16 protein-coding genes are annotated in these 22,288 nt (G+C 70.0%); 5 read left to right on the forward strand and 11 right to left on the reverse strand.

Annotated features, from left to right (window positions below):
- Nucleotides 1–43 precede the first annotated feature (43 nt).
- Nucleotides 44–3,148 (reverse strand): lamin tail domain-containing protein, encoded by a 3,105-nt coding sequence (locus F6A08_RS14100; protein ID WP_151459796.1) that lies wholly within the window; start codon nucleotides 3,146–3,148, stop codon nucleotides 44–46.
- Between the two features lie 216 nt (nucleotides 3,149–3,364).
- On the opposite strand from F6A08_RS14100, the gene F6A08_RS14105 reads away from it, so the two are divergent.
- Nucleotides 3,365–3,763, forward strand: a complete 399-nt coding sequence (locus tag F6A08_RS14105) for a YccF domain-containing protein (protein WP_124894993.1) — start codon at nucleotides 3,365–3,367, stop codon at nucleotides 3,761–3,763.
- 54 nt (nucleotides 3,764–3,817) lie between these two features.
- Here F6A08_RS14105 and F6A08_RS14110 read toward each other — a convergent pair whose 3' ends face one another.
- On the reverse strand, nucleotides 3,818–4,804 hold the full coding sequence (locus tag F6A08_RS14110) for a glycerophosphodiester phosphodiesterase family protein (RefSeq protein WP_151459797.1): 987 nt from the start codon (nucleotides 4,802–4,804) through the stop codon (nucleotides 3,818–3,820).
- Between the two features lie 91 nt (nucleotides 4,805–4,895).
- Between F6A08_RS14110 and F6A08_RS14115 the strand changes: the two genes are divergently transcribed.
- Both F6A08_RS14115 and F6A08_RS14120 read left to right on the forward strand, forming a co-directional pair.
- Nucleotides 4,896–5,816, forward strand: coding sequence for a Bax inhibitor-1/YccA family protein (locus F6A08_RS14115; protein ID WP_017203626.1), 921 nt, complete (start codon nucleotides 4,896–4,898; stop codon nucleotides 5,814–5,816).
- A 170-nt stretch (nucleotides 5,817–5,986) separates the two neighbouring features.
- Complete coding sequence (locus F6A08_RS14120; protein ID WP_017203627.1) at nucleotides 5,987–6,259, forward strand: GlsB/YeaQ/YmgE family stress response membrane protein; 273 nt, start codon at nucleotides 5,987–5,989, stop codon at nucleotides 6,257–6,259.
- Nucleotides 6,260–6,320: 61 nt separating this feature from the next.
- On the opposite strand, the gene F6A08_RS14125 is transcribed toward F6A08_RS14120, so the two are convergent.
- From F6A08_RS14125 to F6A08_RS14145, 5 genes are all read right to left on the reverse strand, one after another.
- Complete coding sequence (locus F6A08_RS14125) at nucleotides 6,321–7,616, reverse strand: RNA polymerase sigma factor (protein ID WP_151460130.1); 1,296 nt, start codon at nucleotides 7,614–7,616, stop codon at nucleotides 6,321–6,323.
- A complete protein-coding gene (locus tag F6A08_RS14130) occupies nucleotides 7,613–8,041 on the reverse strand; it encodes a YciI family protein (protein WP_017203629.1) in 429 nt (142 codons plus the stop codon). Before F6A08_RS14130 ends, F6A08_RS14125 begins: the two co-directional genes overlap by 4 nt.
- Nucleotides 8,042–8,244: 203 nt before the next feature.
- On the reverse strand, nucleotides 8,245–9,633 hold the full coding sequence (locus tag F6A08_RS14135; RefSeq protein WP_225855854.1) for a glycosyltransferase: 1,389 nt from the start codon (nucleotides 9,631–9,633) through the stop codon (nucleotides 8,245–8,247).
- A gap of 8 nt (nucleotides 9,634–9,641) precedes the next feature.
- Complete coding sequence (gene guaA, locus F6A08_RS14140; RefSeq protein WP_124894989.1) at nucleotides 9,642–11,228, reverse strand: glutamine-hydrolyzing GMP synthase; 1,587 nt, start codon at nucleotides 11,226–11,228, stop codon at nucleotides 9,642–9,644.
- Nucleotides 11,225–11,737, reverse strand: a complete 513-nt coding sequence (locus F6A08_RS14145; protein ID WP_151459799.1) for a DUF3817 domain-containing protein — start codon at nucleotides 11,735–11,737, stop codon at nucleotides 11,225–11,227. The genes guaA and F6A08_RS14145 overlap by 4 nt, the downstream gene beginning before the upstream one ends.
- Before the next feature lie 101 nt (nucleotides 11,738–11,838).
- Here F6A08_RS14145 and F6A08_RS14150 point away from each other — a divergent pair, with 101 nt between their 5' ends.
- Nucleotides 11,839–12,462 carry a VOC family protein gene (locus F6A08_RS14150; protein WP_192576785.1) on the forward strand — a complete coding sequence of 208 codons (624 nt, stop codon included), beginning with the start codon at nucleotides 11,839–11,841 and terminating at the stop codon, nucleotides 12,460–12,462.
- A gap of 72 nt (nucleotides 12,463–12,534) precedes the next feature.
- On the opposite strand, the gene F6A08_RS14155 is transcribed toward F6A08_RS14150, so the two are convergent.
- The 3 genes from F6A08_RS14155 to F6A08_RS14165 form a co-directional block, all read right to left on the reverse strand.
- Nucleotides 12,535–17,154, reverse strand: coding sequence for an ExeM/NucH family extracellular endonuclease (locus tag F6A08_RS14155; RefSeq protein WP_151459801.1), 4,620 nt, complete (start codon nucleotides 17,152–17,154; stop codon nucleotides 12,535–12,537).
- Nucleotides 17,155–17,391: 237 nt separating this feature from the next.
- Nucleotides 17,392–18,150 (reverse strand): SURF1 family protein, encoded by a 759-nt coding sequence (locus F6A08_RS14160; protein ID WP_151460131.1) that lies wholly within the window; start codon nucleotides 18,148–18,150, stop codon nucleotides 17,392–17,394.
- A gap of 59 nt (nucleotides 18,151–18,209) precedes the next feature.
- The gene (locus F6A08_RS14165; RefSeq protein ID WP_017203636.1) at nucleotides 18,210–19,325 is read right to left on the reverse strand and encodes a GuaB3 family IMP dehydrogenase-related protein; all 1,116 of its coding nucleotides are present in this window, start codon (nucleotides 19,323–19,325) and stop codon (nucleotides 18,210–18,212) included.
- A gap of 72 nt (nucleotides 19,326–19,397) precedes the next feature.
- On the opposite strand from F6A08_RS14165, the gene F6A08_RS14170 reads away from it, so the two are divergent.
- Nucleotides 19,398–20,483: an FAD-dependent oxidoreductase gene (locus F6A08_RS14170; protein ID WP_151459802.1), complete on the forward strand. Its 1,086-nt coding sequence runs from the start codon at nucleotides 19,398–19,400 to the stop codon at nucleotides 20,481–20,483.
- Nucleotides 20,484–20,496: 13 nt separating this feature from the next.
- On the opposite strand, the gene F6A08_RS14175 is transcribed toward F6A08_RS14170, so the two are convergent.
- A complete protein-coding gene (locus F6A08_RS14175) occupies nucleotides 20,497–22,185 on the reverse strand; it encodes an ABC-F family ATP-binding cassette domain-containing protein (RefSeq protein WP_151459803.1) in 1,689 nt (562 codons plus the stop codon).
- Between the last annotated feature and the right edge of the window lie 103 nt (nucleotides 22,186–22,288).

A 22,288-nucleotide genomic window follows, 5' to 3' on the forward strand; every position in this document is an offset into this window, starting at 1 on the left:
CTCACGCGGCTCAGACCGACAGAAGGTACGACGGGAGCAGGGGTCAGGCCGCGGTCCGGCGGCGCCGGGTCACGGCGAGGGTACCCGCGGCGAGGAGGGTGAGCGCGAGAGCGACCGCCCCGATCGGGAGGTCGGCGCCGGTCGCGGCGAGTCCGGTCGCGCTGCCGGCGGCGATGCGGATGTCCGCCCACCCGAGAAGCGCGCCGTCGGCCGCGTACACCGCGATCCGATGCGCTCCGAGCGCGGCGTCGGCGGGGATCGTCACGGTGATCGCTCCGGCGGCGGAGAGGGTTCCGCCACCGATCCGGACCGGGTCGGAGTACATCCAGACGGATGCTTCCGCGCCAGAGGCCTCCGCGCCCGCCGTCACGGTGACCCGCTGTCCGGGGGCCGCGACCGCCGGATCGACCGTGACGCCGTGGCGGTTGCCGTCGACCAGTCCGGTCCCGGGCAGCGGGGGGTTCTCCCCGCCCGGGTTCTCGCCGCCCGGGTTCTCGCCGGTGGCGCCCGGAAGCGTGCCGGTACGCAGCGACTCCGAGGCGAAGCCGTCCGCGAACCACCACACCGGACGCTGACCGTCGACCGACAGCGAGGCCGGAGCCGTGGCGAAGCCCTCGTTGTTGATGTCGGGCATCCCGGCCGGACGCGCATAGTGGGCGATGCCGGGCTGGGCGGTGCCGTTCAGCGTGACCTCGGCCGAGCGACCATGGCATCCGTCGTCGCACACGGCCCACAGCGTGCCCCGCACGCTGTCGTAGTCGAGCGCCATGACGCCCGCCAGCCCCGGCGCGATCTCGGACACCAGGGTCGCCGAGCCGTCGCCGCCGAGCGCGAAGGCGTAGACGTGGCCGTTGTCCTCGACCGCGACGAGGAACAGTCCGTCGCCGTGCCCCGCGTACCGAGCGGGGTCGTACGGGGCGGAAGTGGTGTCGTCGAAGAGCTTCCCGGCGAGCGCGGCATCCGGCACCCACTGCACCGCCTCGATGCCGAGGTTCGCCCCCACGGCGGGGAGCTGCGCCGTGAGGTCCCACTCCTGCTGGGCGACCAGGTCACCGGCCGAGGCCTCCGGATCGACCTTGAGCACGACGTTCTGGTTCACGCCCTTGGCGCTGTTGTCGCGCTCCGAGGCGACATACACGAAGCCGTCGCCGTCGACCGTGATGCCCTCCGTGTCCGGCCCTGCTGCTCCCGGGTCGGCGGCATCCTTCTGGAAGCGCACGCGCTTGCCCGCATCCCAGCCGTCGACCTTCTCGACCGAGCCGTCGGCGTGTGCCTCGAGCTTCCAGATCCGGCCCTCGCCGTTGTCGACCGCCCAGAGGAACGCCCCGTCGGCGGTCTCCTGCACGTCCAGGCCCGAGCTGTCCTCGAGGAACGTGGGCACGCTGTCGAGCACCCTGACGTCGGCCGACCCCGGCCAGACGCCGACCTCGACCTCGCCGTCGCAGACGTTGGCGGCCCCCTTCGTGGACTCCGCTGTCGCGGCGAAGGCGCCCGTCGTGTCGGGGCAGCGCCCCCACGTGGTCGCGGCGTGCCCATCGCCCCAGGTGGTCTCATCGATGAGCAGATCGCCGTCGAAGAGCCGCACCGCGTCACCCGCTCCGAGACCGAATCCCAACTGCGCGCGCTCGATCACGAGGTATCCGCCCGCACCGATGCTGGTTCCTGCCGGGATCGCGTATGCATGCGCGTCATCGTCGTCCTTCACGACGACGCCCGAGACGTCGAGCGTCGCGTCGGTCGGGTTGACCAGTTCCACCCAGTCGTCCGGCGAACCTCCGTCGGACTCGACCTCGTTGATCCGGACGGGGTTGCCGCAGGCGTTGCGCTGCCCCTTCGTCGAGACCGCGATGTCGACGAACGCGCCCGTGCCGTCGGCGCACCGGGCGAGGACACCAGCGGCGTGCGCGGTGTACACGTGCTCGTCGACGGTGTTGCCGTTCGCGTCGCGGATCGTCACGGTGTCGCCGTTGCCGAGCCCGAACACGAAGTCCCTCGGCTGGTCGAACACGAAGTATCCGCCCGGCTGCAGAATCGTGCCCGCCGGCAGCGGCGTGGTCTCGGCGGCGTGGCCGGTGGGGTCGCTGTCCATCACGGTCCACCCGGACAGGTCGACGGCCGTGCTGCCGGTGTTCGTCACCTCGACCCAGTCCGTGGCGTCGCCGTTCGACTCGATCTCGTTGATCACGACGTCGGGCAGGACGCAGGAGTTGGCCGCGCCGGGTGTGGCGTACGCCAGCACGAACGCGCCGATCCCGTCGGGGCAGCGGGCGAGCGTGGCGGCGGCGAAGTCACCGTCGATCGCGGCGTGCCCCTGCCACGGCAGAGTGTCGTCGAGCGCGGTGCCCGTGGCGTCGAAGAGCCGGATGCGGTCGGCGCTGCCGATGCCGATCGGGTCGCGGAAGGCCGTCTCCACGCCGTCGACCAGTCCGATCGTGCTCTCCTCGACGACGAGGAACTCGCCCGCGCCGATCTGCGTGCCCGGTCGGAACCGCCACCGGTGATCGTCGGAGTTGTCGCGGATCTCGTACCCCGAGATGTCGAGCGCCTCGGTGCCGGGGTTGTGGAACTCGACCCAGTCGGCCGGCTGCGAATCGACCTCGTTGATCAGGATGGAGCCCGCGACGGGAGCGACCGAGCAGTCGTTCGGGGCGCCGGGAGTCGCGGTCGTGGCGTGCGCCCAGGCTCCGGTGCCGTCGGGGCAGCGCGCCCACACGGACAGCGGCGCGGTGTTCTCGTAGGCGTAGGAGTCGACCTCGGTGCTGCTCGGGTCGATGAGCACGACCTCGTCGCCCTTGCCGAGCCCGAACGGGAAGTCGACGTCCTTCACGAGGACCAGGAACTCCCCGGGCGCGAGCGACGTGCCCTCCGGAGCCTTGCCGAAGCTGTCGCGCTTCTCGTCCGCAACCGTCCACCCGGTGAGGTCGACCGTCTCGGTGCCGGCGTTGTACAGCTCGATCTGATCGGCGAGGCCGGTCGCGGCGTCGTCGTACACGATCTCGTTCAGCACGAGACCGGGAGCGGCAGCGGACGCCTCGGCGGGACGGATGCCGGGGTCGGCGCCGATCGCGGCGACGGGAGTGGCGAGCAGGGCGGCGGCGCTCAGGGCGCACACGGCCGCGACCGCCGCTGCGGAGTGCAGGCGGGGCATGGAGGACTCCTGGATGGATGAGCCGGCGGGTCCCGCAGGACGAGACCGACCGGAGGGGGCTGAGTCGGGTACGCATCCAGACCACCGAGCCGGCATGTCCTGCGCGCGACGTCCCGGTGCACGCGAGGTGAACGCCCCGTGTCGTTCTCCCGCACGCCACCTCGCACCCTCGTCGCTCCGAACGCCCCGAGGCGGAGAGGGTGACACAATCTCCTCATGCGCACGATCCTCAACATCATCTGGGTCATCCTCGCCGGGTGGGCCCTGTTCCTCGGGTACGTGCTCGCGGGCATCCTGCTGTGCATCCCGATCGTCACCATCCCCTGGGCGATCGCCTCCTTCCGGATCGCCGCGTACGCGATCTGGCCTTTCGGACGCGAGGTCGTCAGCAAGCCGACCGCCGGTGTCGGCTCGTTCCTCGGGAACGTCCTCTGGGTGATCCTGGCCGGATGGTGGCTCGCGATCGGGCACATCGTCTCGGGGATCCTGCTGTGCGTCACGATCATCGGCATCCCCATGGGCATCGCCGACTTCAAGATGGTTCCGGTCTCGCTCATGCCGCTCGGGAAGGAAATCGTCTCCACGCGGCGGGGTGCGTTCGACCGAACGCTCTGACTCCCCGCCTGCACGGGCCGATGGATGCCGCCCGCCTGATCCCCGGGCCGTGATTCAGCCGCGGAAGAACGCCACGCCCAGATCCGGGTGGTCGACGAACACCCCGTCGACGCTCTGGCCCGCGATCACGCCCCACTCCGCCTCGTAGTCGCCGAACGCCTCGCGGCCACCCGGGCGCCGGAACTCCGCCGCGAGGAACGCGTTCTCCGGACGGCACGTCCACGTGAAGACCTGGAGGCCCCGTGCGTGGGCATCGGCGACGATGGTGTTGCCCCGGTCGAGCAGCATCTTCTTGTCGACGCTGATCCCGTCCACGCGTCCCACGAGCGCGTCCAGCCCCTGCGGGGTGACGGTCTCCTGATAGGTCAGGGCCCTTTTCCCCTCGGCGACCAGGAGGTCGTACGGTCGCCCCTTCGCCTCGATCAGGTAGACGTAGGAGGCCGCGATCCCGAGCGCCCGCAGTTCGCCGAGCACCGTCGACTCGAAGCTCTCGATCACGAGGGGAAGCTCGCCGTCCGCCCAGCCCGCCGCCCGCAGCTCCTCGGCGATCAGGGGCGCGAGGGCGAGGCCGATGCTTGCGAAGTAGGTGGCGTGCTTGACCTCCAGGACGACGCCGATCTCGCGCCCGTGCTCCACCGATCCCTCGCGCACGAGGTCCAGCACGTCACGCAGCCGCAGGATGCCCTGCCCGCCGTCAAAGCTCGCGCTCGAGGCCCGGACGTCGGGCAGGCGCTCCCGTCCGCGCAGCGTCGACAGCTCCGCCCAGGTGAAGTCCTCCGTGAACCAGCCGGTGAGGGCATGGCCGTCCACGCGCTTGGTCGTCTTCCGGTCGGCGAACTCCGGATGCGCGGCGACATCCGTCGTTCCCGAGATCTCGTTCTCGTGCCGCACGACGAGGACGCCGTCCTTCGTGGCGATGACGTCGGGCTCGACCGCGTCCACCCCCATCGCGAGCGCCAGCTCGTACGAGGACCTGCTGTGCTCCGGCCGGTAGCCGGGGGCACCGCGATGCCCGATGACGAGGGGTGATTTCCTGGGCACGCTCTCAGCGTAGAACACCCCGGGAGTGTCGCCGCCCGAGTATCGTGGAGGAAAGCGACCCACGACCCCCCTTTTGGAGTGAGGCCCACCAATGAGCAACTTCGCTTTCAACAACCCTGCTTTCCAGCAGCAGGACCCGCGCAACGTCGCGACGTATCCGGGCGGACCGCAGGCTGCTCAGGGTGCGCAGAGCGCGTCGTTCCAGCACGCTTCCGTCGACGCCGCGACGAACGCACAGCTCGAAGGCATGTACGCGGCTCCGCCCGCCGGCGCCATCGAGACCGACCGCATGTCCGTCGAGGACACGGTGTGGAAGACGGCCGGCCTGTTCGGCATCCTCCTCGTCACGGCAGCGATCGGCTGGGTCTGGACCCTCGGCGGACTCGACGTCCCACGCTACAACCCGTACAACCCCGCGGCCGTCAACGTCCTGCCCTGGGTGATCGGTGCGCTCGGCGGCTTCGTGCTCGCCATGGTCATCACCTTCACCTCGCGCAAGAAGGTGCGTCCGGCGCTGATCTTCGCCTACGCGGCCCTGGAGGGCCTCTTCATCGGCGGCATCTCGGCCTACTTCGAGGTGCGCTGGCCCGGCATCGTCTTCCAGGCGACTCTCGCCACCGTGTCGGTCGTCGGCGTGACTCTCGCGCTCTTCGCGAGCGGCAAGATCCGCGCCTCGAAGAAGGCCACGAAGGTCTTCATGATCGCGATGATGGGCTACCTGGTCTTCTCGCTGCTGAACCTGGTCCTCATGTGGACCGGCGTGAACACCAACGCCTTCGGCCTGTTCAGCCAGCCGATCTTCGGCATCCCGCTCGGCCTGATCATCGGCGTCCTCGTCGTCATCATGGCGGCGTACTCGCTGGTGCTCGACTTCGACCAGATCCAGCAGGGTGTCCGCAACGGCGCTCCCCGCCAGTACGGCTGGCTCGGCGCCTTCGGCATCATGGTCACGGTCGTCTGGCTGTACGTCGAGATCCTGCGCATCATCGCGATCGCCCGCGGCAACAACTGACCGCACGGCGTCCGATCGGCCGCAAGAGGCTCGTCTCCCCCGGGAGGCGGGCCTCTTTGCCATATCCGGGGATCGCCGCGCAAGGGGTTGGCATGCGGCGCGCTCACGCGGCATTCTTGTTCTCACGAAGCCCTGGCACCCCGGGGCTCCTGAACATAAAGGAGCTGAACATGAGTTTTCTCGGCTTTCTTCTTCTCGGCCTCATCGCCGGGGCCATCGCGAAGCTGATCCTGCCCGGAAAGCAGGGCGGCGGATGGTTCATCACCCTGCTGCTGGGCGTCGTCGGCGCCCTGCTCGGAGGCTGGCTCGGCAGCCTGATCCTCAACCGACCGCTGACCGAGTTCTGGGACCTCGGCACCTGGCTCCTCGCGATCGCCGGTTCGATCATCGTGCTGCTGATTTACGGCCTCATCGCCGGTCGCGGCCAGAAGGTCAACGACTGAGGTCGTTCCCCTTCTCCACGCCCGCCCCTTTCGGCAGCTTCGCGCTTCCGAAGGGGGCGGGTCATTTCTGTGCGCCGTGGGCTTTCCGCTCCAGCAGCACCCGCTCCCTGTCGTTCCCGGCGAGGCCGGCGGCGACCGCGAACTCGCTCCTCGCCTCCGCCTCGCGCCCCAGCCGTCGCAGCAGTTCGCCGCGCGTGGCCGGCAGCAGGTGATACCCGCGGAGCGCGCCCGAGTCGGACAGCCGATCGACGATGAGCAGCGCAGAGGCCGGCCCCGTCGCCATCGCGACCGCCGCCGCACGATTGAGCTCGACGACCGGCGAAGGGGCGAGCCTGCCCAGCGCCTCGTAGAGGAGCACGATCCGTTCCCAGTCGGTGTCCTCGACGGACGCCGCCACCGCATGGCATTCCGCGATCGCCGCCTGCAGACTGTACGCCCCTCGTCCTCGTCCCCGGGCGTCCGCCATCGCCAGGGCCTCCCTGCCGCGGGCGATCCGTCCCCGGTCCCAGCGGCGGCGGTCCTGATCGGCGAGCAGCACCGGGTCGCCGTTGCCATCCGTGCGCGCCGGGAATCGCGCAGCCGTGAGTTCCATCAGCGCGAGCAGACCGAGCACCTCCGCCTCGCGCGGCATCAGCGCGGCCAGCACCCGAGCGAGACGGATGGCCTCGGCCCCGAGATCGGGACGCATCCACTCCGGTCCGCCACTCGCCGCGTGCGCCTCGTTGAAGATCAGGTACAGCACGGCGAGGATCGCTCCGATCCGTTCGGCGCGCTCCTCGGGCGGCGGGACATCGAAGGGAGCGTTCGCGGCGGCGAGCGTCTTCTTCGCGCGGACGATCCGCTGCTGCACCGTCGCCGTCGGCACGAGGAAAGCGCGGGCGATCTCCTCGCTCGACAGACCCCCGACGACGCGCAGCGTGAGGGCGACCTGCGCCTCCCTCGAGAGCACCGGGTGGCAGGCGATGAAGATCAGCCGGAGCACGTCGTCGTCGACGGCATCGGGATCCCAAAGCAGATCACCGTCCGTTACCTGTTCCCGCTCCAGCTCCTGGGCGAGCAGCGCCACCCTCTCGTCGAGACGCTCCTGCCGGCGCCAGCGGTCGATGGCCTTGCGCTTGGCGACCGCGGTCAGCCAGGCGCCGGGATTGCGCGGCACGCCATCCGCGGGCCACTGCCGCAGCGCGTCCTCCAGCGCTTCCTGAGCCAGGTCCTCGGCCAGACCGAAATCGCCGACCATCCGGGTGAGGGCGCCGACGATCCGGGCGGCCTCGATGCGCCACACCGCCGCGACGGCGCGCTCCGTCACCTCTCTCGCGGGTGCGGAGCGCGCCGTCGGGGCGGGTTCGTCGGCGGTCATCCCTGCTCGGAGCGCTGAGCCTGCTGCTCGCGCCATCCTGCTTCCTTCTGGATCCACTCGTTGTCGGCGGGGAAGTCCTCGACACCGGTCACGCGGCGCACCTCGAGGAAGGAACCGGGTCCGAGGGGTGCGCGGCTCGCCCACTCCGCGGCCTCCTCACGGGAGGACACCTCGAGGATCCAGAAGCCGTTGAAGAGCTCCTTCGTCTCCCCGTAGGGGCCGTCCGTGATGAGGGGCTTGTCGGCGCTGAAGTCGACGACGAAGCCCTCGGCCGCATCCGTCAGGCCTTCGCCGGCGACGAGCACGCCCGCCTTCAGCATCGACTCGTTGTACCTGCCCATGGCCTCGATGACCTGCTCGAACGGCATCTCGGTGTAGGCCGCCACGGCCTCGTCGGTCGCGCGCATGATGAGCATGAACTTCATGATGTTCTCCTTGTTCGAAGGGCCGTCTCTCGACCCTCTCACTACAGACGTCGAACAGGAATGCCCCGGATCGACATCACCGCGGATATTCTTCTCCGCACCCTCCATGCCGCCCATCCGCTCCCCGCGCTCGGGTCCGGGGAAAGCGCCGGAGAACGCGAAGTGAGCGTCCGGGAGAACCCGGGCCGGACGGGAGGGACGGCTCAGGCGCGACGGGAGGGGCGGCGGGCGACGTCGGCGATCACCGTGGCCAGCGCGGCGAGCGAGCGCTCCGGGCTCCACGCGGCGGCGACCAGCGGAGCCTCGGCACTCAGCCGGGCACGCACGTCGTCGTCGCCGAGCACCTCCCGGACGGCTGCGGCCAGCGCGTCGACATCGCCCGCGGGCACGAGCACTCCCCCGCCGGATCCGAGCACATCGCGGATGCCGTAGCGGACGTCGTACGACACCACGGGCGTTCCGTGCAGCAGGGACTCGACGATCCCCAGCGGCTGCCCTTCGAAGGCAGTGGACGTGACGAGCAGCGAGGCCCGGTCGAGGACGGTTCCCGGCGCGTCGGTGTACCCCGCGAGCACGACCCGATCGCCGGCATCGAGCTCTTCGATCAGGGCCTGCAACCGCTCCTGCTCGGGACCGCCGCCCCAGATCTCCATCCGAGTACCGGGCACATCCGCCGCGAGGAAGGCCCTGATCGCGTGGTCGACCCGTTTGCCCGCGGCGAGGCGTCCGAGCACGACCACCAGACCGTCTTCGCGCAGGTCCTCGCGGGCCTCGACCGGGGCGATCGGATTCGGCACCACGACGTGGTTCGCGCCGCTGCCGAACCGCTCGACCACGTCGTCGCGCTGCGTCACGGTCGGCCAGATCACGGCGTCGAACCGGTCGGCGAGACGGAACCAGCGGGTCCAGAGCGTGTTCATCGACGAGTCCGGCGTGTACGGCGCCTCGACGTGCATGGTGTGGATCGTGTGGAGGATGCGCACGTGCGGATCGTCCCAATCCGCGACGAGCTCGCCGAGCTGCCGGGACTCGCAGATCACGATGACCGGACGATCGCCCAGCGTCGCGACGACGTGCTCGAGCCAGGCGCGGTACAGGCCGCGGAACCCGTGCAGCGCACCGACGACCTCGCCGGCAGCGCCGTAGACCAGCACCGGCTCGTCCGTCAGATGCCAGTCCGGGTTGCCCGGGATGACCGGGAGCGCCGCGAAAGGCCGCCCCGCGGCGTCCGCCAGCACGCGGTACTCCACGTCGGGATCGGGTGCGACGGCGGGGTCGGCGGCCTCGCGCAGCCAGCCGGTCGCGCCTCCCTCGGATGTGACGGCCTCATCGAAGAGGTTGCGCATCCGGGAAGGGTCGACCAGCGCACCCTGTTCCGCGAACGTCTGCCGGTGCTGCGCGTGATCCGCGCTCGTCCCCGGGTCGAAGGTCAGCAGCTGCGGACCCGCGCCGCTGGCCACACCGGCTCCGGCGAGCTGCCGGGCGCGCGCGAGCGTGGCGATCGTGTACCCGCCGTCCATCCCGGGGATGAGACGACTGGACAGCACCAGATACTCGGCATCCGGAAGCTCCGGCGCCGCATCCGGGAGCATCGCGCTCCCTACTCCCACTCGATCGTCCCCGGCGGCTTCGACGTGACGTCGAGCACGACGCGGTTGACGTCGCGGACGCCGTTCGTGATCCGGTTCGAGATCTTCGACAGCACGTCGTACGGCAGGCGCGTCCAGTCGGCGGTCATGGCGTCTTCACTTGATACCGGGCGCAGCACGATCGGGTGGCCGTAGGTGCGGCCGTCGCCCTGCACGCCCACCGAACGCACATCGGCGAGGAGCACGACGGGGCACTGCCAGATCTCCTGGTCGAGGCCCGCCTTGGTCAGCTCCTCGCGGGCGATGGCGTCGGCCTCACGCAGAATCTCGAGACGGTCAGCGGTGACCTCACCGATGATCCGGATGCCGAGACCGGGCCCCGGAAACGGCTGACGTCCGACGATCGCCTCGGGGATGCCGAGCTCGCGGCCGATCGCACGGACCTCGTCCTTGAACAGGGCCCGCAGCGGCTCGATCAGCTCGAAGTCGAGGTCGTCCGGGAGGCCGCCCACGTTGTGGTGCGACTTGATGTTCGCGGTGCCCGCTCCGCCGCCGGACTCGACGACGTCGGGGTACAGCGTGCCCTGCACGAGGAACTTCACCGGGGCGCCGCCGTCGGCCTTCGCCTCCTCGACGAGATCGAGCTGCACCTTCTCGAACGCGCGGATGAACTCGCGGCCGATGATCTTGCGCTTCTCCTCGGGGTCGGTCACACCCTTGAGGTGGCCGAGGAAGATGTCGGCGGCATCGACCGTGATGAGCCGCACGCCGGTGGACTCCACGTAGTCCTTCTCGACCTGCTCGCGCTCACCCTTGCGGAGGAGCCCGTGGTCGACGAAGACGGCCGTGAGCTGGTCGCCGATGGCCTTGTGCACGAGAGCGGTCGAGACCGCGGAGTCCACGCCACCCGAGAGCGCCGAGATGACCCTGGCGTCGCCCACCTGCTCGCGGATGCGTTCGACCTGCTCGGCGATCACGTTGTCGGAGTTCCAGTCGGACGCGAGCCCGGCGCCCTTGTGGAGGAAGTTCTCCAGCACGCGCTGGCCGTGGTCGGAGTGCTTCACCTCAGGGTGCCACTGCACTCCGTAGAAGCCGCGCTCCTCGTTCGCGAAGGCGGCCACCTTCGTGGCCTCGGTCGTCGCGAGGACTTCGAAGCCCTCCGGAGCCTTGGCGACCTGGTCGCCGTGACTCATCCACACGTTCTGCTCGGTCGGCTGACCGCTCAGCAGCGTGCCGCCGTCACCGGAGATGACCGCATCGGTCGCGCCGTACTCGCGGAGGCCCGTGTGCGCGACCTCGCCGCCGAGGGTCTGGGCCATGTACTGGAAGCCGTAGCAGATGCCGAGCGTCGGAACACCGAGGTCGAACACGGACGGGTCGAGCTTCGGCGCCCCCTCCTCGTACACCGACGACGGACCGCCGGAGAGGATGATCGCGACCGGGTTCTTGGCGGCGATCTCCTCGGCCGTGGCGGTGTGCGGCACGATCTCGCTGTAGACGCCCGCCTCACGCACGCGTCGGGCGATCAGCTGCGCGTACTGCGCGCCGAAGTCGACGACGAGCGCTGGACGCTGCTGGGTCTCGGACTGTTCGGTCAACGGACACCTTCCGGGGCGGTCGCGGAGGCCTCGGCGGCCTCGCGGGTGGCGAGATAGGTCTTGACTTCACGGGCGACGATCGCCTCCATGAAGAACGACAGCAGCGGGATGACGCCGCCGAGCGCGAGCAGGATGAAGCGCGGGAACGGCCAGCGCATCAGGCTCCACATGCGGAAGCACGCGAAGAGGTAGGCCACGTAGAACCAGCCGTGGGCCACGAGGATGAACAGCGAGATGTTGAAGCCGTCACCGAGGGAGGTCATCTCGCAGGAGTTCGTCATGGGGGCGAACAGCGACCACCACTGGCAGTCCGGCCCGGCGAGCACGCCGGCGAACCAGAGCGGACCGCCCGAGCCTCCGGCGAAGAGCTCGAGGTGGATCGGCGTGTACTTCAGCACCATCTCGGTCAGCAGCAGGAGCAGCATGACTCCCGTGATGATCGACGCGATCTGGTAGAACTTCAGCGCACCGCGGATCGCCGGAAAGCTGGCGACTTTCGGTTCGGGCATGCCTCCAGTCTAGCCGGGGCGGAATCCTGTCGATTCCGCCGTCCGACATCGGTCAGGAATCGAGAAGCACGCGGGATCCCGACGCTCGTAGCGTCGTGGACATGAACACCACGATCGATTCCCTCACCCTCGACGTCCCCGACGTGGACGCCGCCCGCTCCTTCTATACGGAGGCGTTCGGCCTCGGCGACCGCCTCCGATTCCGCACCGCGGATGCCGCGACCGCGGGTTTCCGCGGCTACACGCTGTCGCTCGTCGTATCGCAGCCCGCGAATGTGCGGGCCCTCGTCGACGCGGCCGTCGGCGCGGGTGCCACCGTGATCAAGCCCGTGGCGAAGTCCCTCTGGGGCGTCGGCGGCACGGTCCAGGCGCCGGACGGCGCGATCTGGAAGATCGCCACCTCGGCCAAGAAGGACTCGGCTCCCCCCAGGCGCGCGGTCGACGAGATCGTGCTCCTGCTCGGCGCCGACGACGTGGTCGCCTCGAAGACCTTCTACGCCGAGCGCGGCATCCCGGTCGGCAAGAGCTTCGGCCGCAGCTACGTGCAGTTCGACACGGGAGCGAGCCCGATCGGGCTCGGACTGTATCGGCACGCGTCGCTCGCGAAGGACGCGGGCGTCCCGGCCGAAGGTTCCGGATCGCACCGCATCACGATCAACGGCGTCCTCGGCGCGGCCGTGGACCCCGACGGTTTCGTCTGGGCTCCCGTCGCCGTCACCGCCTGACCAGGAGACGGAACGACGGAGGCCGCCGGGAGCGATCCCGGCGGCCTCCGCCCGTGTCATCCGACGCTCAGGTCAGAACCAGCCGCTGATGAGATCCCACAGCCAGTCGATGATCGTGCCGATGATTCCGCCGGCGCGGTTGACCGTCACCGTCGCGGTTGCCGCATCGCCGTCGGCCTGCACCGCAGCCACCGTGTACTTGCCCGGCTGGGCGTTCTTCGGCACCGTGACCTGCGTGCTGAACGTGCCGTCGGCCTTCACCTGGACCGTGCCCACCTGCGCGGCACTGCCCTTCTTCGGACGCAGCTCGATCGTCACGGTCTCGCCCGGAACGTAGCCCTCACCGGTCACTTGGAGCTTCTTGCCCGCGGCGACCTTGGACGAGCCGAGGTCGATGGTGCCCGCGAACTCGGCTTCGCCGGCGATCGTGAAGGGCACCTGCACCGTGGTTCCGGTGCCGGCGACCGCCACGGTCAGGACCTGCTCGCCGAAGACTCCCGACGGAACCGTGAAGGTCAGGCTGGCGCGCCCGCCTTCGTCGGTGGTGTCGACGACCGCCGGGTCGACCGCGCCCTGAGCGAGCACGGTGTCCCCCAGCGACAGCGAGACCGCACCCGGTGCCGGCTCTCCCGCGCTGAACGCGAGCGAGGACAGCGCTACCGTGACCTGGTCACCGGCGCTGTACCCGTCGGCGTCGGCCGGGCTGACCGCCACTCCGACCGCGCGCTGGGCGTAGTCGGGGCTCGCGGTCTTGTTGGCGTCGAACCAGTCGACCATGGACTGCAGGTCGATCTTGCCCGTGTCGCGCTTGCCCTCGATCCCCTTGAAGGTGGCGAAGTTGTCGCCTCCGCCCGCGAGGAACGAGTTCGCCGCCACCGTGTACGTACCCGCCGCGTCGAGCGGAGACCCGTTCACGGTGATGGACGTGATCCGGGATCCCTGAGCGGCCGTCGGGTCGTACGTGTAGACCAGGCCCTCGGACACCCCGAGCTTGAGGAACGGCCGCGCCGAACCCGCCGGCTGCCACTGCTCCTCCAGCACGCTCTTGAGCTGCGCGCCCGTGAGCGTCATCGTCACGAGCGTGTTGGCGAACGGCTGGACCGTCGCCGCCTCGCGGTAGGTGACGTTCCCGTCCGGGTCCGTCGCACCGCTCGACGCGTAGGTGAGGTTCGCGCGGATGCCTCCGGGGTTCATGAACGCGATGTCGGCGCCCGTGGACCACTTCTGCACATCGGCGACGAAGTTGCCGATCGTGGACTCGCCTCCACGGTTCTCCGACCCGTTGGACTGGCGCGCGCGGTTGAAGTCGGCCGTGATGTCTCCGACCTTGATCGCGCCGAGCACGTCGGCCTCGGCCTTGGCCTGATCGACGATCGCCTGCACCTCGGGCACCGCCGGGTACAGCGGCTTGCCGGCGGCGGTGAGGGGCTTGATCTCGTTGGTGATCGAGATCAGCTCCTTCGTCTTCGGGTCGACCTGGAGGTTCATCAGACCCAGGTTCTCGCCGTACTGCCCCGCGGAGACGACCGGGCGGCCGTCGATCACGTGGTTGTAGGCGAGGTGGGTGTGAGCCGACACGATCGCGTCCACGTCATCGTCCACGCCGTACACGATCTCCCCCAGCGGAGAGTCGGGGGTGATGGCGGAGAGCGCCGTGCTCTCGGCACCCTCGTGCACGAGCAGGATGACCACGTCCGCCTCGCCGTTGGACGCGTCGCCGTCGCGCAGGTCGTCGGCCACCGCATTCACGGAGTCGGCGATGCTGCGGACCTCGAGGTCCTTGATGCCCTCGGGAGAGACGAGCGAGCCGAGGTCTTCGGTCACGGCTCCGACGAACCCGACACGGACGCCGTCGAGCTCCTTCACCCAGGCCGGTGCGAGCGCGGGCTCTCCGGTCTCGGTGACGAACACGTTCGACGAGATGTACTCCCAGTCCGCGCGGTCCTGCACACGATCGCGCAGATCCTCCCAGCCCTGGTCGAACTCGTGGTTGCCCGCAGCGCTCACGTCCAGACCGGCCGCGTTGAGCGCGTCGATCGTCGGGTTGTCATCGTTGATGAACGAGGTGAACGTCGACGCCCCGATCAGGTCGCCGGCGCCGGCGAAGATCGTGTTCGGGTTCGCCTCGCGGAACTGCTTGACCGCACCGGCCAGCACTGCTGCGCCCGCAGCAGCGCCGTCCGCCTCGATCCGGCCGTGGAAGTCGTTGACCGTCACGACGTCGATGCTCACCGGCGGGATGTCCGAGGAGACGCCGACGATGATCGGGTCGTGGTCGCTGGAGCGGTAGGGCGTTCCCTCCTCCGTGGCGCCGAACGCGTAGCCGCGGTCGCTCCACTCCGGGGAGTTGATGCCCCACACGCCCGCGCCCGTGATGGACGAGGCGAGGGACGGCGACACGATCACGTGGTCGAGCGAGCCGAGCTCGCCGTCGAACGTGTACGTGTACTGGCCGTCCGTCTTGTCCGCGACGAGGTCGCTCCACCCGTTCGAGGTGAAGACGTCGATGGGGTCTTCCTTGCCGTAGGCGTTGAAGTCGCCGATCAGCAGCATGTCGCCGCTGCCGGTCGTCTCCTCCAGCTGCGCGGTGAAGGCGAGGATCGCGTTCGCCTGCTTGACGCGGTCGGCGTTGAAGAAGCCCTGCCCGTCGGCGGGCTCGGCGCCGGCGCCCTCGGGCGGCGACTTCGACTTCAGGTGATTCGCCACGACCGTGACCACGCGACCGTCGATGTCGAACGCCTGAGCGATCGGCTCGCGGGCGTTGCCCCACACGGACTCGTCGATGACCGTGGCGCTGTCGCCGACCGTCGTGACCGCGTCCTTCTTGTAGATGATCGCGTTCGTGATGTAGTCGGTGGTGGCCGCGTTGTTCAGCGCGGCAGGGGTGGGCACATAAGCCCACACGTCGCTACCCGCGTCGGCGTTGAGTCCCGCGACGAGATCCTTGAGGGCCGTGTCGATGGGCTTGCCCAGCTTGACGGAGTTCTCGATCTCCATGAGGGAGACGATCTCGGCATCCAAGCCGTTGATCGCCGCCACGATCTTGGACTTCTGGATCGCGAACTGCGCCGCGTTCGCGGCTCCGCGCGCGTTGGAGTCCTCGCTCTTCAGCGTCGTGAAGTAGTTGTAGACGTTGAAGGACGCGACCTGGACGTCGCCGCCGACCGCGGGGGCGGAGTCGGTGCGCGGGTTCGTCGCCGTGAATCCGACCTTGAGGTCGGCGGCCGACGAGTCGTCGATCGGCACGACCGGCTGCAGACGCCAGTCGTTGAAGCCCCACTGCAGCACGTAGCCGTTGTCGCCGAAGTCGACGGTGTCGCCGTTTCGGACGACCGTGTCCTTCGTGAAGTAGGGCTGCTCGCCGGGGTGTCCGCTGTTGGACACCTGGATCGACCAGCCGTCGTCGAGGAGGATGCGGTTGGCCCGGTTGGCCGCGGCGATCGCGGCGGCCTCGGCACCAGGCCGCGTCGTCTCCGTGCTCTTGACGGCGAGCTCGTCACCGGCGTTCAGCCAGAGCGTGCCGAAGTTGAACAGCTGGTGGCTGGATGCCAGACGGTATGTCCCTTCCGGGGCGACGTACATGTTCTCGTACTGCTCGCGGTCGGCGCCCTGCACCGTGGTGGGCAGCGGGGTGACGGCGGGAACCCCGACGCCGGCGGTGACGACCGACACGTCGGCTGCCGCGGCGGGGTTGAGCTGCGTCTGGCCGAAGTACTCGCTCACCGAACCCGTGACCGAGACCAGATCGCCGATCGCGAGGTCGGGGTTCAGAGCGTTGAGGAAGACGAACACGCCGTCCGAGGCCCCCGGAGTCGCGTCCGTCGCACCGCCGGAGCCCTGCGTCTGGATGACGATGCCCTTGTAGCCGCCGGTGCGATAGTCGGCGGTGACGACACCCTCGACCTGCACGGTCTGGCCATTCAGCGGCGAGACGTCGGTGGTTCCCTGGACCTCGGCGATGGTGGCCTTCGTCGGCTCTCCGCCGGGGTCGGTGCCGGGATCGGTGCCGCCGGAGTTCTGCGGGGTGATGGTCGCGGAGAGCGTGAAGTCCGCGCTGTTGTCGTCCGTGTCGACGCCGTCGGTCCGGTTGAGGGACTTCACGTCCGTGTTGCCGGTCGGGGGCGTCGCGGCCTTGGTCTCGAACGTGTTCGAGGTGCCGTACCCGAGGAGGTCGACGACGCCGTCCGCACCCACGACCGAGCCGGGGGTGAGGGTGACGGCCGCGGTGCCCTCGACGAGCGCCAGGGTCCCGTTCGTGCCGCTCGGCGTCAGAGTGGTGACGGCGTCCGGTGCCGGGAGGTCCGCGCCGTTCGTGCCGTTGCTGTTGCCCTGGACGAGGTAGTACCCGCCGGCGGGGATGACCCCGGTGAGCGGAGCGACGCCGTTGAACGCACCGGAGCCGGTCGCCGAACGGTACTGCAGCGACATGCCGTCGAGCGTGACCGGAGCCGAGGTCGGGTTGTACAGCTCGACGAACTTGTTCTTGAACGCCGCGCCGGCGCTGCCTCCGGAGAGGTAGGCCTCGTTGATCACCACCCCCGTCCCGGCGGTGTCGGCGACAGCGGGTGCGGCGGCGAGCGAGCCGAGGCTCAGGGCGGCCACGCAGGTCACGGCGAGAGCGCCGATGCGCCCCCGACTTCTACGGTTCGAGGCGGGAACCATGCGGTTCTCGCCGTCTGGAGCGGACATCATCGGTGCTGTCTCCTCGATCGGGTTCTACGCTTCTCAGGACTGACACGGCACACAGGAGGAACTCCCAGCGTGCTCACATGGTGCGAGCATACGGAGCGGTTCGGACATCCTCAACGGAGTTTTCCGATTCGTCATCCAGCGCTCACCGGATGGCCCGAACGACCCCTGACGAAGGTCGCTAAGCGCGTGGTCAGCCGCGCAGGTGCGCACGTCGAAGCGCGCGGATGCGCGGATCGATCAGGCGGCGTCGGTCGCTGCCGCGTCCTCGAACTCCTCGACCTCGCGCTCCCAGGCATCCTTCGCCAGGCGGTACCAGAGGTAGAACGCGAAGCCGGCGAAGATGGCCCACTCGACCGCGTAGAAGACGTTGAGCCAGTTCACCGGGGACATCTCCTCCGGCGCCGGCGAGGAGATGTCGACCAGGCCCGCCGAGGCGGTGGTCGCGGCCAGGTAGGGGCGGTACACGTCGAGCTGCTCGGTGTCGTGCCACCGGCTCAGGAGCGCGGCCGGGGACATGCGGTCCAGCTGGTACGGATCCGACCGCGGAGGCACGCGGGGGCCCTCGTCGGAGATGATGCGGCCCGTGACGGCGACCTCGGAGCCGTCGGCACCCGCCTCGAGCTCCTCCACCGCGGCATCCGCGGTCGCGCGATCGGGAGCCCAGCCGAGGGCGACGGCGATGGAGACGCCCTCATCGACCCGCAGCTGACCCGTCACCCAGTAGCCCTGCACGTCGTCGTTGAAGCGACTCCCCACGACGATGAAGTCTCCGGGGATCCACGATCCGGAGGTCTCGACGCGCTGCCCGACGAGCGGTTCCGGAAGGTACTCCGCCGGCTCGAGCACATCCGAGAGCTCCTGCACCTGCTCGGTGGCACCGGGCGCGGGCGGATCGGTCTCGATCGCGCGTTCCAGCTGCCACTGACCGAGCCAGGCGAAGACGCCGGCCACCAGGAGGCAGAGCAGGAGCATCCCGATCCAGCGTCCCCGGAGCATGACCTCGCGGAGAGTCGGGGGGAAGAGTGCAGGAGTGGTCACGGTGGAGCGCAGGACCCTCAGGCCTCGTAGGGCGCGAGCACGACCTCGACCCGCTGGAACTCCTTGAGGTCGGAGTATCCGGTGGTCGCCATCGACTTGCGCAGCGCGCCGATGAGGTTCGCCGTGCCGTCGGCGACGGGCGCCGGTCCGTACAGGATCTCCTCGAGCGTGCCGATGCCGCCCACCTCGACGCGGTGCCCGCGCGGGAGCTTCGGGTGGTGCGCCTCAGGCCCCCAGTGGAAGCCGCGTCCCGGTGCATCGGTGGCGCGGGCGAGTGCGACGCCGAGCATGACGGCGTCCGCACCCATCGCGAGCGCCTTGACGATGTCGCCGGACGTGCCGACGCCGCCGTCGGCGATCACGTGCACGTAGCGCCCACCGGACTCGTCGAGGTAGTCGCGGCGCGCGGCGGCGACATCGGAGACCGCGGTCGCCATCGGCGCATGGATGCCGAGCGTCGCCCGTGTCGTCGAGGCCGCTCCCCCGCCGAAGCCGACGAGCACGCCCGCCGCACCCGTGCGCATCAGGTGGAGGGCTGCGGTGTAGGTCGCCGCGCCGCCCACGATGACGGGGACATCGAGGTCGTAGATGAACTTCTTGAGGTTGAGGGGCTCGGCGACGCTCGAGACGTGCTCGGCCGAGACCGTGGTGCCGCGGATCACGAAGAGGTCGACGCCCGCGGCGGCGACCGTGTCGTAGTACTCCTGCGTGCGCTGCGGGGTCAGGGAGCCGGCGACCGTGACCCCGGCCTCGCGGATCTCGGCGAGGCGGCGGGTGATCAGCTCGGGCTTGATCGGCTCGGAGTAGAGCTCCTGCATCCGCACGGTCGCCTTGCCCTCGTCGAGACCGGCGATCTCCGCGAGCAGCGGCTCGGGGTTCTCGTATCGCGTCCACAGCCCCTCGAGGTCGAGCACGCCGAGACCGCCCAGCTGACCGAGCATGATGGCCGTCTGCGGGCTCACGACGGAGTCCATCGGCGCCCCGAGCACGGGGATCTCGAAGCCGAAGGCGTCGATCGTCCACGCGGTCGACACGTCCTCCGGGTTGCGCGTGCGCCGGGACGGCACCACCGCGATGTCATCGAACGTGTACGCGCGACGCGCGCGCTTTCCTCGGCCGAGCTCGATCTCCATGGTCACCCCTCCAGCCTACCCGGCGGCTGCGCACCCCCGTGCTGGGAGACTGGATCCGAGAGCGGAGGCAGCATGAGGACCGAGACCGTGGACATCATCGTGGTCGGGGGCGGCGTGATGGGACTGGCGACGGCATGGGAGCTGACGCGCCGCGGCCGCAGGCCCGTCGTGCTGGAGCGGTTCGCCCGCGGCCATCATGAGGGCGCATCGCACGGGGCGACCAGGAACTTCAACAACGCCTACGTCGAGGAGCACTACCTCGATCTGCTCGTGCGGGCCCGCGCCGGATGGGAGGCCATCGGGGAGGTCGACGGCGCACCCCTCCTGCGCCTGCACGGACTCGTCACCCACGGCGACCTCGACATCGCGTCGATCCATGCGGGGCTCGCGGCGCGCCGCATCCCCTCTGCCGTCCTCTCGCCCGGCGAGGCTGCGCGGCGCTGGCCGGGGATGCGCTTCGCCGGCGACGTCCTGTGGTCGTCGGACGCCGGGGTCGTGCGCGCCGCCGACGCGCTGCGCGCATTCGAGCGGCGGATCGCGACGGGCGGAGGCGACGTGCGGTGGAGCACTCCGGTCGCGCACATCGGCGAGGATCCCGACGGCGTGGTGGTGGACCTGGGCGAGGGACGCCTGCTGCGTGCCGGGACGGCCGTCGTCACCGCCGGGGCTTGGACGCAGAAGCTCCTCGGACGCTTCGGCCTCCCGCAGCTCACCGTCACGGAGGAGATCCCCGCGCACTTCCGCCCGCGCATCGATGCACCATGGCCGTCGTTCAACCACCACGTCGACCCGGCGCGGTTCCCCGCCACCGTGTACGGGATGCCGACGCCGGGCGGAGGAGTGAAGGCCGGCTTCCACCGGGTCGGCGACGAGGTGGACCCCGATGCCCGCCCTCATGTGGCGACGCGGCAGCGGGCACTCGCCGAGTACGTCCGCGAGTGGCTCCCGGGCCTGGACCCCGAGACCGCCGCGCCGATCAGCTGCACCTACACCTCGACCCACGACGGCGCCTTCGTGCTCGACCGTCGTGGTCGGGTGGTGGTGGGCGCGGGCTTCTCGGGGCACGGCTTCAAGTTCGCGCCGGGCGTCGGCGGGGTCCTGGCCGATCTCGCGACCGACCCGGACGCGCGCGCCGCGGCCCCCTTCCGCCTGCCCTGATCGTCCTCGGAGCTCAGCGCGCTCTGGCCACCCGTCTCTCGTCCCACACCGGCTCGTCCGACTCGTAGACCTCGCCGTCCGCGCCGAACACGAGGAACCGGTCGAAGGATCGGGCGAACCACCGATCGTGCGTGACCGCGAGCACCGTCCCCTCGAAGCGGGCGAGCGCCAGCTCCAGCGCCTCGGCGGACTCCAGATCGAGGTTGTCGGTCGGCTCGTCCAGCAGCAGCAGCGTCGCGCCGGAGAGCTCCAGCAGCAGCACCTGGAACCGCGCCTGCTGGCCACCGGAGAGGGAGTCGAAGCTCTGCTGAGCCTGCCGGACGAGTCCGTAGCGGTCCAGCGCCGAGCTCGCCGCGTCCCGGGGCATCCCGGCGCGACGGTCATCGCCCCGGTGCAGGATCGCCAGCAGCGTGCGCCCGACGAACTCCGGATGCGCGTGCGTCTGCGCGAACAGTCCAGGTACGACGCGGGCTCCGAGCGTGGCCGTCCCGGTGTGCTCGACCGGGGCGAGCTGCTCCCCCGTCGACGTGACGTGGCCGAGCGACGGATCGGGATCGGTTCCGCCCCGCGCCAGCAGGCGGAGGAAATGCGACTTCCCCGACCCGTTCGAGCCGAGCACGGCCACCCGGTCGCCGTACCAGACCTCCGCGTCGAACGGACGCATGAGCCCGGTCAGCTCGAGTCGGCGGGCGACGACCGCCCGCTTGCCGGTGCGGGCTCCGCGCAGGCGCATGTCGAAGTCCTGTGCCGGCGGGCGCTCCTCCGGCGGCCCGACCTCCTCGAACTTGCGCAGCCGCGTCTGGGCCGCCTGGTACCGCGACGCGAAGCCGTCATTGGCGGCCGCCTTCACCTTGAGGTTCGCGACGAGGGTGCGCAGCTTCTCGTGCTGCTCATCCCACCGGCGCCGCAGCTCGTCGAGCCGGTCCATCCGGTCGGCCCTCGCCTGCTGATAGGTCGCGAAACCGCCGCCGTGCACCCAGGCCGTCGATCCGGCGCCGCCGGGTTCCAGCGTGATGAGCCGGTCGACGGCGCGGGCGAGGAGCTCCCGGTCGTGCGAGACGAGCAGCACGGTCTTCGGGGTCTGACGCAGCTGCTCTTCGAGCCAGCGCTTGGTGGGCACGTCGAGATAGTTGTCGGGCTCGTCGAGCAGCAGCACCTCATCGGGCCCGCGCAGCAGGGCCTCGAGCGCGAGACGCTTCTGCTCGCCACCGGAGAGGGTGGTGAGCTCGCGGTACCGGGCGCGCTCGTAGGGCACTCCGAGCGCCGCGACCGTGCACTGGTCCCAGACCGTCTCGTGCTCGTAGCCGCCGGCGTCCGCATACTCGGCGATCGCCGAGGCGTAGGCCATCTGCGTGTCGTGCTCATCGCGTTCGATCAGCGCGTTCTCTGCCGCCTCGAGAGCTTCGGCGGCCTGGCGGATACGCGCGGGCGCCACGCGCACCAGCAGCTGCTGCACGGTCTCGCCGGCGCCACCGTGACCGACGAACTGATCCATGACCCCGAGACCGCCGTCGATCGTCACGACGCCGTCGTCCGCAGCCTGGTCACCGCGGATGATGCGCAGGAGAGTGGTCTTGCCGGCACCGTTCGGGCCGATCAGCGCACTCGTCGAGCCCGCCCCGACCCGGAAGGTCGCCTCGTCCAGAAGCGGTCTGCCGTCGGGAAGCGTCAGAGAGACAGTGGAGACATCGATATAGCCCACGGTGCGTGGCCGTCCTTCCGCCCGCGCATGCCGAGCCGATCAGGCTATCAGCATCCGAAGGCCGTTCACCAACAGAGCTGCTCGATGCGCTCCGCCGGCGGCG

Source organism: Microbacterium algeriense (genome assembly GCF_008868005.1).
In the GTDB taxonomy this organism is placed as follows: domain Bacteria; phylum Actinomycetota; class Actinomycetes; order Actinomycetales; family Microbacteriaceae; genus Microbacterium; species Microbacterium algeriense.

Bases quoted from the DNA above. Each gene is read 5' to 3' on its own strand.
- F6A08_RS14100 (WP_151459796.1), bottom strand. From the start codon at position 3,148: ATGCCCCGCCTGCACTCCGCAGCGGCGGTCGCGGCCGTGTGCGCCCTG.
- F6A08_RS14105 (WP_124894993.1), top strand. From the start codon at position 3,365: ATGCGCACGATCCTCAACATCATCTGGGTCATCCTCGCCGGGTGGGCC.
- F6A08_RS14115 (WP_017203626.1), top strand. From the start codon at position 4,896: ATGAGCAACTTCGCTTTCAACAACCCTGCTTTCCAGCAGCAGGACCCG.
- F6A08_RS14120 (WP_017203627.1), top strand. From the start codon at position 5,987: ATGAGTTTTCTCGGCTTTCTTCTTCTCGGCCTCATCGCCGGGGCCATC.
- F6A08_RS14125 (WP_151460130.1), bottom strand. From the start codon at position 7,616: ATGACCGCCGACGAACCCGCCCCGACGGCGCGCTCCGCACCCGCGAGA.
- F6A08_RS14130 (WP_017203629.1), bottom strand. From the start codon at position 8,041: ATGAAGTTCATGCTCATCATGCGCGCGACCGACGAGGCCGTGGCGGCC.
- F6A08_RS14135 (WP_225855854.1), bottom strand. From the start codon at position 9,633: ATGCTCCCGGATGCGGCGCCGGAGCTTCCGGATGCCGAGTATCTGGTG.
- F6A08_RS14145 (WP_151459799.1), bottom strand. From the start codon at position 11,737: ATGCCCGAACCGAAAGTCGCCAGCTTTCCGGCGATCCGCGGTGCGCTG.
- F6A08_RS14150 (WP_192576785.1), top strand. From the start codon at position 11,839: ATGAACACCACGATCGATTCCCTCACCCTCGACGTCCCCGACGTGGAC.
- F6A08_RS14155 (WP_151459801.1), bottom strand. From the start codon at position 17,154: ATGATGTCCGCTCCAGACGGCGAGAACCGCATGGTTCCCGCCTCGAAC.
- F6A08_RS14160 (WP_151460131.1), bottom strand. From the start codon at position 18,150: ATGCTCCGGGGACGCTGGATCGGGATGCTCCTGCTCTGCCTCCTGGTG.
- F6A08_RS14165 (WP_017203636.1), bottom strand. From the start codon at position 19,325: ATGGAGATCGAGCTCGGCCGAGGAAAGCGCGCGCGTCGCGCGTACACG.
- F6A08_RS14170 (WP_151459802.1), top strand. From the start codon at position 19,398: ATGAGGACCGAGACCGTGGACATCATCGTGGTCGGGGGCGGCGTGATG.